Annotated in this window: 11 protein-coding genes and 1 other annotated feature; of the genes, 10 read left to right on the forward strand and 1 reads right to left on the reverse strand. The window is 39.7% G+C overall.

Annotation, left to right across the window (positions count from 1 at the left end; translation table 11 throughout):
* The first annotated feature begins 1,008 nt into the window (after positions 1 to 1,008).
* The 4 genes from MLE14_RS05740 to MLE14_RS05755 all read left to right on the forward strand — a co-directional run bounded on the left by MLE14_RS05740 (position 1,009) and on the right by MLE14_RS05755 (position 3,697).
* Positions 1,009 to 1,287 carry a DUF1294 domain-containing protein gene (locus tag MLE14_RS05740; RefSeq protein ID WP_243297396.1) on the forward strand — a complete coding sequence of 93 codons (279 nt, stop codon included), beginning with the start codon at positions 1,009 to 1,011 and terminating at the stop codon, positions 1,285 to 1,287.
* A 47-nt stretch (positions 1,288 to 1,334) separates the two neighbouring features.
* On the forward strand, positions 1,335 to 1,958 hold the full coding sequence (locus MLE14_RS05745) for a TVP38/TMEM64 family protein (RefSeq protein ID WP_313897586.1): 624 nt from the start codon (positions 1,335 to 1,337) through the stop codon (positions 1,956 to 1,958).
* Between the two features lie 82 nt (positions 1,959 to 2,040).
* Entirely contained in the window at positions 2,041 to 2,541 is a 501-nt protein-coding gene (locus tag MLE14_RS05750; RefSeq protein WP_243297397.1) for a dUTP diphosphatase, read from the forward strand.
* A gap of 70 nt (positions 2,542 to 2,611) precedes the next feature.
* Positions 2,612 to 3,697: a M42 family metallopeptidase gene (locus MLE14_RS05755; RefSeq protein WP_243297398.1), complete on the forward strand. Its 1,086-nt coding sequence runs from the start codon at positions 2,612 to 2,614 to the stop codon at positions 3,695 to 3,697.
* A gap of 226 nt (positions 3,698 to 3,923) precedes the next feature.
* Here MLE14_RS05755 and sspI read toward each other — a convergent pair whose 3' ends face one another.
* A complete protein-coding gene (gene sspI / locus MLE14_RS05760) occupies positions 3,924 to 4,133 on the reverse strand; it encodes a small acid-soluble spore protein SspI (protein ID WP_243297399.1) in 210 nt (69 codons plus the stop codon).
* 114 nt (positions 4,134 to 4,247) lie between these two features.
* Here sspI and MLE14_RS05765 point away from each other — a divergent pair, with 114 nt between their 5' ends.
* From MLE14_RS05765 to MLE14_RS05790, 6 genes are all read left to right on the forward strand, one after another.
* Complete coding sequence (locus tag MLE14_RS05765; RefSeq protein WP_390628301.1) at positions 4,248 to 5,012, forward strand: TrmH family RNA methyltransferase; 765 nt, start codon at positions 4,248 to 4,250, stop codon at positions 5,010 to 5,012.
* A 125-nt stretch (positions 5,013 to 5,137) separates the two neighbouring features.
* Positions 5,138 to 5,375: a binding site (T-box leader), on the forward strand.
* Between the two features lie 167 nt (positions 5,376 to 5,542).
* Positions 5,543 to 6,583, forward strand: coding sequence for a phenylalanine--tRNA ligase subunit alpha (pheS, locus tag MLE14_RS05770; RefSeq protein ID WP_243297400.1), 1,041 nt, complete (start codon positions 5,543 to 5,545; stop codon positions 6,581 to 6,583).
* A 15-nt stretch (positions 6,584 to 6,598) separates the two neighbouring features.
* Entirely contained in the window at positions 6,599 to 9,010 is a 2,412-nt protein-coding gene (gene pheT, locus MLE14_RS05775) for a phenylalanine--tRNA ligase subunit beta (RefSeq protein WP_243297401.1), read from the forward strand.
* Between the two features lie 310 nt (positions 9,011 to 9,320).
* Positions 9,321 to 9,863, forward strand: coding sequence for a CvpA family protein (locus MLE14_RS05780; protein WP_243297402.1), 543 nt, complete (start codon positions 9,321 to 9,323; stop codon positions 9,861 to 9,863).
* A 183-nt stretch (positions 9,864 to 10,046) separates the two neighbouring features.
* Positions 10,047 to 11,819: a DNA polymerase/3'-5' exonuclease PolX gene (gene polX, locus MLE14_RS05785; protein ID WP_243297403.1), complete on the forward strand. Its 1,773-nt coding sequence runs from the start codon at positions 10,047 to 10,049 to the stop codon at positions 11,817 to 11,819.
* 29 nt (positions 11,820 to 11,848) lie between these two features.
* A complete protein-coding gene (locus MLE14_RS05790; protein WP_243297404.1) occupies positions 11,849 to 14,206 on the forward strand; it encodes an endonuclease MutS2 in 2,358 nt (785 codons plus the stop codon).
* The last annotated feature ends 23 nt before the right edge of the window (positions 14,207 to 14,229 follow it).

A 14,229-nucleotide genomic window follows, 5' to 3' on the forward strand; every position in this document is an offset into this window, starting at 1 on the left:
AAATTTGATTGATTTTGTACGAATAGCGGAATCAGAATCCGCTTGAGCCCCTGAAGTGAAGGTTTTCGTTGTAATAACGGAATGAGGATCCGCCACACTTATTTAATGGATCATCATTCCGTTATTTATTCAAAAATCCTTGTTTAGAGCATGGTTTCGGTTCCTCGTTCCGTTATTTGCTTTTTTATCGACAAATTTGACTGATTTTGTATGAATAGCGGAATCAGAATCCGCTTCAGCTCCTAAAATGAAGGTTTTGTTTCTAATAACGGAATGAGGATCCGCCAAACTTGATTAATGGATCCTCATTCCGCTATTTATTCAAAAATCTTCGTTAGGAGCATGGATCCGGTTCCTGGTTCCGTTATTTGCTTTTTTTTCGTCAAATTTGATTGATTTTGTTCGAATAGCGGAATCAGAATCCACTTGAGCCCCTGAAATGAAGGTTTTGTTTCTAATAACGGAATGAGAATCCGCCACACTTATTTAATGGATCCTCATTCCGTTATTTATTCAAAAATCCTTGTTTAGAGCATGGTTTCGGTTCCTCGTTCCGTTATTGACCTTTCTTTCCGGGAAATTTGATTGATTTTGTACGAATAGCGGAATCAGAATCCGCTTGAGCCCCTGAAGTGAAGGTTTTCGTTGTAATAACGGAATGAGGATCCGCCACACTTATTTAATGGATCATCATTCCGTTATTTATTCAAAAATCCTTGTTTAGAGCATGGTTTCGGTTCCTCGTTCCGTTATTTGCTTTTTTATCGACAAATTTGACTGATTTTGTATGAATAGCGGAATCAGAATCCGCTTCAGCCCCTAAAATGAAGGTTTTGTTTCTAATAACGGAATGAGGATCCGCCACACTTAATTTATTGGATCCTCATTCCACTTAATTGGATTTAAAACGAACCCATGTCCTAAAAAAATTTGGTAAACTAAAAAAGACCTTAACATTCACACAGTTTAAAGACGCGTTTGGAGAAACTCATTGAGGAGGCTATTCTGTTGATTTATAAAATAATTTTTGTTTACCTTCTTTTAGTAAATCTTTTAGGTTATTTTATAATGGGGGTTGATAAAAAACGGGCCATTAAACAAAAATCCCGCGTTTCTGAAACAGCGCTATGGCAAATTGCATGTATAGGCGGGGCTTTTGGGATGTACATAGGAATGAAATATTATCGTCATAAAACCAAACATACCTCTTTTGTCTGGGGGATTCCGGCAGTCATCCTGATCCAGATTTCCGTCCTTTATTGTTTAAGTCAGTTTTTAACTGATTAATCCCCTGTCATAGAGACAAGTCTCGCTGTATAAGATGTAATAACCCCATGTACAATCAGCAAGAACATACAGCGAAAGCGGGTGATAGCTTGGAAAATGCTATGTCTTTAATGTTCACTTTTATTGAAACAGGAGGCATGCTAGCTCCTATAGCATTTGTATTATTTCATGTAGTAAGGCAATTTTTCTTTATTCCGGTTCCTGTTGTCTGTATGGCAGGCGGTATATTGTTTGGAACGACGTTTGGCACTTTATTCTCAATTGTCGGTCTCATGATTTCTTGTTTACTGTTTTATATGGTGATTGAAAAACTGCCCAAAACATACGACAAGCTTATGAATATCAAGAAAAAGTGGTTTGGGCCACACTCAAGATTAACATTGGGGCAAATTACAATTCTGCGTTTAATTCCGTTTGTTCATTATCAGCTTTTAAATGTGATGATGATTGAGAGAGCCCGTACCTTTGGGAACTATGTAATTGGCGCTTTTTGGACTAACTTGCCGCTCGCTTTTTTCTACACTGTATTTGGGGAATTTATCAGCGGATTTACACCGACCATGATCATCGTCATTTTGGCAGCCTTGTCAGTATTGTTCTATATTCTTCGCGAAAAGGTTGTTGTCCTAAAATGGAAAGAATTTTTCCCTAAGGCTTCAGAAGGCCAGTAATGAAGGAATGAGATCTCTTATGGAGTTCTCTTTTTTTTTGTTTGATATAATAGGTTTATGTTACTTGAAGGGAGAACTCGCTGTGGACATAAAAAGACTATTTCAAATGCAGCGTGAGCTGGATCATACGATAGAAATGAAAAATAATCTTCAGGGAGAAGACTTGTTTGAACGAAAAGTATTTGCCTTTTTGGTAGAGGCTGCGGAACTTGCCAATGAAACAAGATGCTTTAAATTTTGGAGCCAAAAAGGGCCCTCACATAAAGATATCTTGTTGGAAGAATACGTGGACGGAATTCATTTTCTGCTCTCGCTCGGCATTGAAAAAAAAATGGATTCAATTGAGATTCAATTGGAAAAAGTAAAGGAAGAGCCGAATCACCTAAATTTGACTTCATATTTTATTAAGGTAAATGAGGAGGCACTTGCTTTTTTCCGTAACCCATCAACAGAACTCTATTTGAAGCTGTTTTATACTTACCTTCAGCTTGGCACTCTCTTAGACTTTACCTTAAAAGAGGTGGAAGAAGCCTACTTTGCTAAAAATAAAGTAAATTATCAGCGTCAAGAGTCAAATTACTAAGTATATTTTTACAATTATGGATATCGTTTTGTATAATGAGAAAGGGACTAATAAATGGGAGGCTGTGTTAATGGCTAAATTAGATGAAACACTTACAATGCTGAAGGATCTAACGGATGCAAAAGGAATCCCGGGGAATGAAAGAGAACCTAGGGAAGTGATGAAAAAATACATAGAGCCGTACGCGGACGAAATTTCAACAGACGGTTTAGGAAGCTTAATTGCTAAAAAGGTTGGAGATGCAAACGGTCCTAAAATTATGGTTGCCGGCCATTTAGATGAAATTGGTTTTATGGTAACCAAAATCGATGATAAAGGGTTCATTCGTTTTCAAACAGTGGGCGGCTGGTGGTCTCAAGTCATGCTTGCGCAAAGAGTAACCATTGTGACAAGTAAAGGTGAAGTTACAGGAGTAATTGGTTCAAAACCGCCGCACATCTTATCGACTGAAGCACGTAAGAAGCCAGTTGAGATCAAGGATATGTTCGTAGATATAGGTGCATCAAGCCGTGAAGAAGCATTGGAATGGGGCGTAAAGCCTGGTGACATGATTGTTCCTTATTTTGAGTTTACAGTCATGAATAATGAAAAGATGCTTCTTGCAAAAGCATGGGATAACCGTATAGGTTGTGCGATTGCAATCGACGTCTTAAAAGGTCTAAAAGGTCAATCTCATCCAAACGTTGTATATGGTGTGGGGACAGTGCAAGAAGAAGTTGGGCTTCGCGGTGCGCGTACCGCTGCTTCGCAAATTCAGCCTGACATTGGCTTTGCAGTAGACGTTGGGATTGCCGGTGATACGCCTGGGGTTACGGAAAAAGAGGCACTCAGTAAAATGGGGGATGGACCGCAAATTATCCTTTATGATGCGTCAATGGTTTCCCATAAAGGGCTGCGCGATTTTGTTACAGGTGTAGCCGACGAATTAAATATTCCTTACCAGTTTGATTATGTTCCAGGTGGAGGAACAGACTCTGGAGCTATTCACTTAACTGCAAATGGTGTACCGAACCTTGCGATTACGATTGCAACTCGATATATTCATTCACATGCAGCCATTCTTCACCGTGATGACTATGAAAACGCTGTGAAATTAATTACTGAGGTTATTAAACGATTAGACCGTGAAACCGTTAATCGAATTACATTTGAATAATAGAAAAGGGCAGGGACAGACATTGGTCTGGCCCTTTTTTCATGGTGATATACGATAAATTTTTGGCATAGAGGTCATCATGGACAAAATGGGCAAGATGCGAGGGAGAAGTGTCCTTCATAGGGGACATAACAGAAAGAACGGTCGATCATAAAAAACATATTATGGAAATGAGAGATGAATGCAAAGTAATCAAAAAAACCGGGCTGCTTTACCCGGTTCTTTCCTAACCTTTTATACCTTTCTCTAACGTCTCAAGCATTTCCTTTTTCTCTGCTTCAGAAGAATTTTTCCAAATTACTTCAAAGAGTACGCCTAGACCAGGGAGCATTTTTTCTTCTCCGCTTTGAATCGCATCTACAATCGTATCTTCTAGTTGACTTTGATCATTGTCGGAAACATTATGCAAAATAGCTGCACGAAGGTTCAAATTCATAGCAATCCTCCTTAAAAATTCATATCGCTACAAATAGAATGCCTCAAGCAAATGTTTTATATGTGTAATAATTGCTGTATAATTCGAAAAAGAAGTGTTGAAAAGGAGAGATCGATGTTGAAATCGATTGAATCAGTACAAAATGAGAAGGTGAAGGAATGGAAGAAGCTCTTGCAGAAAAAAGGGCGGGATACCTTTAATCAATACATAGTAGAAGGCTTTCATTTGGTGGAAGAAGCAAGTAAAAATCCTTCATTGATTACATCTATCATTGTCAGACAAGATGTAACTGTTCCTGAGTGGGTTCCTTCAAGCGCTGATGTATTCGAGGTTTCAAATGAAATAGCAAAGGCAATTTCAGATACCGAAACGAATCAGGGTATTTTTGCAATTTGTAAAAAACAGGAGCACCTCATACCCAAACAAGCAAATTCGTTTTTACTGCTAGATGCCATTCAAGATCCGGGAAATTTAGGAACGATTATCCGTACAGCGGATGCTGCTGGCGCTGATGTAATTATCTTGGGAGAGGGAACAGTAGATCCCTATAACCCGAAAGTGATCAGGAGTGCGCAAGGCAGTCATTTTCATATTCCGCTTATAAAGGGTAACTTGTTTGAGTGGGTTGAGCGGCTAAAGGAAACAGGTGTGACAGTATATGGCACAGCTTTGGAAGGAGCAGAGGCTTATCATACTGTAGAACCTAAATTGCCGTTTGCTTTAATTCTAGGGAATGAAGGAAATGGAGTAAATCCGAATCTTTTGGAGCAAAGCAGTCAAAATCTATACGTTCCAATCTATGGTAAAAGTGAATCATTGAATGTCACGATTGCGGGCGGTATTCTTTTGTATCATTTTATGAATAAGGCCCATTCTTAAGTTTTGAAACAAGTATTTTTGGACAAAATGAGATACAAATTTGAATTTTACACGATTTTTAACTATAATGTGGTAGCAAATAAACAAGTTTTTTATTATACTTTATAAAAGATAAATGTATGAATGCAAAAACGATGACAGAGAAAAGTACTTTGTTCTAGAGCCATAAAGGGAGAAAATGTCAGAGACTGAGAGCATTTTCATGGTAAAGTCAAAGGAAGTTCACCTCTAGAGTTGGCATCGGGACCATGTAAAACATGTAAAGATGCCCCGGTTAAAAGCCGTTATCTGAATGAAGCTGGGCACCTGTGTCTTTGAACAGAGTGTCAATTTGGGTGGTATCGCGAACGTCTCGTCCCTTATTTTGGGAGAGACGTTTTTTTATACTTATAGAGATAAAATTTTTGCGAAGATGTATTTCGACGTTATTAAAATTTTCAGGAAATAAGTATAAGTGCAACTAGGCTGCCACCTGAGCCATACGGCTTGGTAGTAGCCAAGTTTTCTTTATTTAAAAAGGAGGATCTAAAATGGAGCAAAAGTTAAGAGAATTAGAACAAGAGGCGCTGCAAAAAATTCAAAACGCTGAAGATCTGAAAGAATTAAATGATATTCGCATTGCCTATCTTGGAAAAAAAGGTCCTATTACTGAAGTTTTGCGCGGAATGGGCAAGCTTTCAGCCGAAGAAAGACCGAAAATGGGTGCACTTGTCAATGTAGTGCGAGAAAAGATTACCGAGAGAATTGAAGCCAAGCAGGCAGAACTAGAGGAAAAAGCCATTTCTGAGAAATTAGCAAAAGAATCGATTGATGTGACACTTCCAGGGCGTCCAATTGAGCTTGGCAACCACCATCCATTGACTAAAATTGTGGAAGAAATTGAGGACTTGTTTATATCCATGGGATATGAAATCGCAGAAGGTCCAGAAGTTGAAACCGATTATTATAATTTCGAAGCATTGAATCTTCCTAAAGGTCACCCGGCACGTGATATGCAGGATTCCTTCTACATAACAGAGGAAATCCTTTTACGTACACATACATCCCCCGTACAAGCCCGTACGATGGAAAAGCAACAGGGAAAAGGGCCAGTTAAAATTATTTGTCCTGGAAAAGTGTATCGCCGTGATTCTGACGATGCAACACATTCACACCAATTTACGCAAATTGAAGGATTGGTCGTTGACCGTAATATTCGCTTAAGTGATTTAAAAGGAACACTGAATGTTTTTGCTAAGAAAATATTCGGTGAGGAAAGAGAAATTCGTCTCCGTCCTAGCTTTTTCCCGTTCACAGAGCCTTCGGTTGAAATGGATATTTCCTGTAAAATGTGCGGAGGTGCAGGCTGTAACGTTTGTAAAGGCACAGGCTGGATTGAAATTTTAGGAGCAGGTATGGTACATCCAAACGTACTGGAAATGGCGGGATATGACTCTAATGAATATACAGGCTTTGCCTTTGGTATGGGACCGGAAAGAATAGCGATGCTGAAATACGGAATTGAAGATATTCGTCATTTCTATACCAATGATGTCCGTTTGCTGAAACAGTTTGGAGTTCATGAAGAATAAGGAGGAAGTCTTACAATGTTAGTTTCTTATAACTGGTTGAAGGAATATGTAGATTTATCAGGAACAACACCAGAAGAATTAGCTGAAAAAATCACAAGAACCGGGATTGAAGTAGAATCAGTAGAATCTGTCAGCGAAGGAATTGAAGGAGTCGTTGTCGGCTACGTCATGGAATGTGAACAACACCCGAATGCAGATAAATTAAATAAATGCCTTGTTGACATTGGTGAAGGAGAGCCTGTTCAAATAATTTGCGGGGCTAAAAACGTAGCAAAAGGGCAAAAGGTTGCGGTAGCCAAAGTTGGGGCAGTATTACCTGGCAATTTTAAAATTAAGAAGGCAAAGCTTCGCGGTGAGGAATCGAACGGAATGATTTGCTCTCTGCAGGAACTGGGCTATGAATCTAAAATAATTGCGAAGGAATATGCAGAAGGGATCTATGTGTTCCCTGAGGGTGTAGAAGTCGGCCAGGATGCGATTGAACTTTTAAATTTAAATGATCATATTTTAGAACTTGGACTAACGCCAAACCGGTCAGATTGTTTATCGATGTTAGGGGTTGCTTACGAAGTAGCTGCGATATTAGAAAAGGATGTAAAACTGCCCCATGTGCCGGCACCAAGCCAAGAAAAAACAGCATACATTGATGTACGGGTCGATGTACCGGAAGATAACCCGCTCTATGTAGCCAAAATCGTGAAAAATGTAAAAATCGGCCCATCTCCTTTATGGCTGCAAACTCGCTTGATGGCAGCAGGGATCAGACCTCATAACAATATTGTTGATATTACGAACTATATTTTGTTAGAATACGGTACACCTTTACATGCGTTTGACTATGACCGCTTCGGTTCAAAAGAGATTGTTGTAAGAAGAGCGAAACAGGACGAAAAAATAGTTACATTAGATGATGCGGAAAGAACCTTAACTACTGACCATCTTGTTATTACAAATGGCAATGAGCCTGTTGCTGTTGCAGGGGTAATGGGTGGAGCTAACTCAGAAGTACGCAGTGATACAACTACGGTCATACTTGAAGCAGCGCTCTTTAATCCGCAAACAGTTAGAAAAGGTTCAAAGGATTTAGGTCTCCGAAGTGAAGCAAGCAGCCGATTTGAAAAAGGTGTAGACCCTGAACGCGTCCGTTTAGCAGCAGAACGGGCAGCAGCACTAATGGCAGAGCTAGGCGGAGGAGAAGTAGTTGCAGGCTCTGTAGAGGTAAACACATTAAAAGCTGAACCAAAAGTCATTGAAGTGCCATATGAAAAAGTGAATCGTGTATTAGGAACTGACCTTTCAAAGGAAGAAATGAGCCGTCTTTTAGATCGCTTGAAAATACCACATGAATTAGAGTCGGATCGATTAGTGGTGACGGCACCAACGAGAAGAGGGGATTTAGCGATCCAAGAGGACATTATTGAGGAAATCGGACGCCTTTATGGATATGACAATCTTCCATATACGCTTCCAGTAGGAGAATATAATCCAGGCAAGCTTACCTCTTACCAAAGAAAGCGCCGTGTAACCCGGCAAATTCTTGAAAGTGCAGGACTGTATCAAGTCCTCACATATTCTTTAACTTCAAAAGAAAAGGCACAAAAATATGCGCTAGAAGTTAGAGAACCAATTGCCTTATCCATGCCGATGAGTGAAGAGCGCAGTCATTTGCGCTTAAGCCTTTTGCCTGGGTTAATCGAAATTCTGCAGTTTAATCAGGCACGTCAAAATGAGAGTTTAGCTGTGTACGAAATCGGCTCTGTCTTTCTGTCTAACGGAGCAGATGTTTTGCCAAAGGAAAAGGAACATTTAGCAGGTGCTCTAACAGGAGTGTGGGTATCAAATCCTTGGCAAGGAGAGAAGAAGGCTGTTGATTTTTATGTAGCCAAAGGTGTTTTGGATGCATTATTTGAAAAACTCGATTTGACTCAAGCGATTGAATATACACCGGTTCAAATCGAAGGAATGCATCCGGGTCGGACAGCTCAGATTTTACTAAATGGTACGGTTTTGGGATTTGTCGGCCAGCTTCACCCAACTGTGCAAAAAGAGCATGACTTAAAGGATACGTTTGTATTTGAAATGGACTTATCGAAATTGCTCGGTGAGGATACAAAAGGGCTTCAGTATCTGCCGATCCCGCGTTACCCTTCCATAACGCGAGACATTGCGCTGATTGTCGATTCCAGTGTTCTTGCTGGTGATCTTCAAAAGGCCATTGCATCAGCTGGCGGAAAGCTTTTAAAAGAAGTTTCTGTTTTTGACGTTTATCAAGGAGAACATGTGGAAAGCGGCAAGAAATCAATTGCCTTTTCTTTAAAATATGTTGATCCGGAAAAAACATTAACGGATGAGGAAGTAACGGCTGCACACGAAAAAGTGCTTCAAGCAGTCAAACAACAATTTGGTGCAACTCTAAGAGGTGCGTAAAAGGGAGAAGGAAGTCTGTTCTAAAACACGGGCTTCCTTTTTACACTTTAAGAATAAAATTTTAGCAAAGCCGTAAATTCGAAGCAGCTCAAATTTTGAGGAATAAAATATGCTGGGCAGGATGCCCTAGTCAAGCTAGCCATCAGGCCGCGGCGTAGCCTTGATCAGTGCAGCCAGGAAAGCACCGACCCCTAGCCTAAAGCGCTCAAGTTATCTTTCCTCTTCCCAATTAAAAATGATTCATGGTAAGATAAAGTGAACTTTTTAATCATTGTTTCCGGGAATACCCGGAAATAAGAAAGGAGTAACTATGCTCGACCTGATTATTTTACTTCTTTTAGTTGCGGGGTTAATCGTAGGGCTAAAACGAGGTTTTATTTTACAGGCTATCAATATGGTTGGCTTTATTCTGTCCTTTATTTTAGCTTATGTGTACTATGATGATTTAGCTCCTAAGCTTAAACTTTGGATTCCTTACCCGACACTGGGAGACAGTGAATCTTTTACAATGATATTTGAATCAATGCATTTAGACGCGGCCTATTACAATGCGATTTCATTTGCTATTATCTTTTTTATATCAAAAATTCTATTGCAAATTATAGGTTCTATGCTCGATTTTGTTGCCCATTTGCCAGTTGTAAAACAATTAAATGTATGGGCAGGCGGAGCTCTCGGATTTTTAGAAGTGTACTTAATGGTTTTTATAGTGTTATACATTGGGGCTTTACTTCCGATTGAATTTATTCAGGGGCCTCTCGGGTCTTCATTTATGGCGAAAACGATTGTTACTCATACTCCGATTTTTTCAAGTCAAATTCAAGATCTATGGTTTCAATATATGGATGTATAACTTCTCCGCAATAGCGGAGGAGTTTTTTAATACTTTAAGTATAAAATTTTAGCAAAGCAGTAATTCGACGCAGTTAAAATTTTTAGGAATAAAGTATAAGTGCAACTAGGCGATCGCCTACGCCAGAGCTTGGTGCTTGCCAAGTTTTCTATATGGGAACCTTTTGAACAATAAGACGTAAACATGGTAAAGTTTAAACTAGTGCAAGTAGAAAATGTGTTTTTAAAGGTGCTGATATCGATGGTTCACAAAAAAGAAATTATCCGTTTGCTGGAAACGATTGCAACCTATATGGAACTGATGGGAGAAAACTCCTTTAAAGTAGCTGCCTTTCGAAAGGCAGCCAATGCGCTGGAGCGGGATCAAAGAAGTATAAAGGAATTGGGTGATTACACCACAATCCCCGGAATCGGTAAAGGGACAGCAAGTGTGATTGAAGAGTATATTGAACTTGGGGAATCTGCACTTTTGAACGAGTTAAAGGCAAAGGTTCCTGCTGGGCTGATTCCTCTGCTTCAGTTACAGGGATTAGGCGGTAAGAAGATTGCGAGATTGTATCAAGAACTTCATATCACAAATGTGGACGAGCTCAAAGAGGCACTTGAACTAGGCAAAGTGGCCAAGCTTTCCGGATTTGGCCAAAAAACGGAAGAAAACCTGCTTCAATCAATCCGTGAACTCAAGGCAAAGCCTGAACGGTTACCAATGGCAGCTGTATTGCCGATTGTTGATTATATTGAGGCCTATTTAGCAGCTATTCCGGAAATTGATCGATTTTCTAAAGCCGGCAGTTTGCGAAGGGCAGAAGAAATGGTGAAGGATTTAGATTTTGTGATTGCAACGGCTTCACCGGGTATTGTGAAGGAAAAACTGATAGAGATGAAAGGAATTAAAAGAATTGTAGCTAAAGGAGATACAAAGGTATCTATTGTCGTGGATGGCGATTTTGGATTATCGATTGATTTTCGCCTCGTCACTCAGCAAGAATTTGCGACTGCCCTTCATCATTTCACGGGTTCAAAGGAACATAATGTACGGATGAGGCAAATTGCAAAAGAGTGCAATCAAAAAATAAGCGAATATGGTGTGGAGGATTTAGAGAATGGAAAGGTTCTAACGTTTGCAAGCGAACAGGATTTTTATCAGCATTTTAACATACCTTACCTTCCTCCCGAAGTTCGAATAAATGGTGAAGAAATTGAGATTTTTCAAAAAGAATATTCTTTTATTGATATAAAACATATAAAGGGAGACCTTCATATGCATACAACCTGGAGCGATGGCGCTCATACTCTGGAAGAGATGGTCCAGGCATGTATAGCAAGGGGCTACGAATATATGGCGATTACCGACCATTCCCAGTTTTTAAAAGTGGCCAATGGTTTGACAAAAGATCGGCTATTAAAGCAAAAAGAGGAGATTGCCAGGCTCCAAGAGAAATATCCAGATATTCTTATTTTGGCAGGTATTGAAATGGATATTTTACCGGATGGATCGCTGGATTTTGAAAATGATGTGCTGGAGGAGCTTGATTTTGTAATTGCTTCCATCCATTCCGGATTCCAGCAGTCAAAAGCAAAAATAATGGAGCGATTAAAAACGGCATTAAATAATGTGCATGTGAATTTGATCGCACACCCGACAGGGCGAAAAATCGGGACAAGGACAGGCTATGAAATAGATATAGAGCAATTGATTGAGCTGGCGAGCAGCACAAATACCGCCTTAGAGTTAAATGCAAACCCAAACCGGCTGGACTTAAATTTTGAGTATGTCCGAAAGGCACGGCAAGCGGGAGTAAAAATTTGTATAAACACAGATGCTCACTATAAAGAATCCTTATCGTTTATGGAAATTGGCGTCGCAACCGCAAGAAAAGGCTGGCTTCAGCCGAACGATTGTCTCAATGCCATGAATAAAGAAGATTTACTGGCTTTTTTAAACATAAAAAGATAAAGAAACACAATTGGACAGGAGGTAAAGACTTGAATCCTAAAGTACTGAAAACATTAGAGTTTTTAAAAATAAAGGAAAAACTGATTACTTATGCTTCCTCAGGATTAGGGAGAAATAAATTAAATGAATTGGTTCCATCCTCGGATTTTTCGATTGTAAAGCGTGGGCTTGAGGAAACGGATGAAGCATTTACAGTATTGCGATTAAAAGGCCATGTTCCATTAGACGGGGTGTTTGATATTCGTGGCTCTGTAAAACGTGCTGAAATTGGTTCCATGCTTTCTGCCTCAGAATTAGTAGAGATTGCAAGTACGATAAAAGCTGGAAGAATCATAAAAAAATTTATTCAAGAGATTATCGAAGAAGAAGATGTGACTCTGCCAATCTTGGCAGCGGAAATTGAACGAATACCTGATTTAATCCGTCTTGAAAAGGAAATAACCAGTTCAATTGATGAACAAGGATATGTTTTAGACCATGCAAGTGATACATTACGATCTATTCGTAATCAAATACGGTCAAAGGAAACCAGAATTCGGGAAAGACTCGATTCTATAATAAGATCATCTAATGCACAGAAAATGTTATCGGATGCGATCGTCACGATACGAAATGACCGTTATGTAATACCGGTTAAACAGGAGTATCGCGGTCATTATGGCGGAATCGTTCATGATCAATCCTCATCAGGGCAAACATTGTTTATAGAACCCCAAGTAGTAGTGGAACTGAACAATGACCTTCAGGGATTAAAGGTAAAAGAACACCAGGAAATTGAAAGGATTTTAATTGCATTATCCAATCTGGTTGGAGAGGAAGCGGAAGGATTAAGACTAGCGACTCAAGCCCTGACTGAATTAGATTTTTATTTTGCCAAAGCGCGTTTTAGCAAAACATACCGCGGAACCAAACCGGCTTTAAATAATCAAGGTAAAATATCTCTGAAGCGTGCGAGACATCCTCTTATTTCAGAGGATGTAATCGTAGAAAATGATATCTGGCTTGGGGATGACTTTACAACTATTGTCATTACAGGACCAAACACAGGCGGAAAAACCGTCACTCTTAAAACAATAGGTCTAACCGTTCTGATGGCACAATCCGGTCTTTATGTTCCAGCACAGGAAGGGTCTGAAGTTGCCGTTTTTGATGCGGTGTATGCCGATATCGGTGATGAACAGTCGATTGAACAAAACTTAAGTACATTTTCATCCCATATGGTGAATATCGTGGATATTTTGAAAAAAGCAGATGGAAATAGTCTCGTTCTATTCGATGAGCTCGGGGCTGGAACGGACCCGCAGGAGGGGGCTGCATTAGCCATAGCCATATTAGATGAAGTATACAATCGCGGAGCAAGAGTCGTTGCCACCACTCATTACCCGGAATTAAAGGCATATGGCTATAATCGTGAAGGAGTAGCGAATGCTTCCGTTGAGTTTGATGTGGAATCATTACGTCCAACTTATAAGCTGCTAATCGGGATTCCAGGGAGAAGTAATGCCTTTGAAATCTCAAAACGACTGGGATTGCAGGAGGATATCATTAATAGGGCCAGGTCTTTAATGAGTGAGGATCGACAAGAAGTAGATTCGATGATTGCCTCATTAGAAGCTAATCGAAGGCAGGCTGAGAGCGCATGGGAAGAAGCTCGCAAGTTTTTACAGGATGCCGAAAACATTCATAAGGACCTGCAAAAACAAATGGCAGAATACTATCAGAAGAAAGACGAACTAACAGAAAAAGCAAAGGAAAAGGCTAACCAAATTATTGAAGAAGCGAAAAAAGAGGCAGAAACCATTATCCAAGAGCTTCGCCAGCTGCGGCTAGAGAAAAATGGTGAAGTTAAAGAGCATGAATTAATTGAAGCAAGAAAGAGACTGGAAGATGCTGCGCCTGAGGTCAATAAGACAACAAAGAAAAAAGCCAAAAATCAAAAGTATAATTTCTTGCCGGGCGATGAAGTGAAAGTAGTAAGTCTTGGACAAAAAGGAACATTAGTCGAAAAATTAAATGACCATGAGTGGCAGGTCCAAATTGGAATCTTGAAAATGAAGGTTGAAGAAAGCGATCTCGAATGGCTTCATACACCTAAACCAGTCGAAACAAAACCAATTGCTACGATAAAAGGGAAAGATTATCATGTTAATCTTGAACTGGATTTACGCGGAGAAAGATTTGAGGATGCGTTGCTTAGGGTAGAAAAATATATTGATGATGCCATTTTGGCTGGATATCCGCGCGTTTCAATTATTCATGGTAAAGGAACAGGTGCGTTAAGGCAAGGCGTACAGAATTATTTAAAAAATCATCGTTCCGTTAAGTCATATCGGTATGGTGAGGCTGGTGAAGGAGGTTCAGGTGTCACAGTAGTTCAGTTAAAATAACCGAAAGAGCGGGGGAACTTTTG

Origin of the sequence: Bacillus litorisediminis (assembly GCF_022808645.1) — a bacterium.
Taxonomy (GTDB): domain Bacteria; phylum Bacillota; class Bacilli; order Bacillales; family JC228; genus Bacillus_BF; species Bacillus_BF litorisediminis.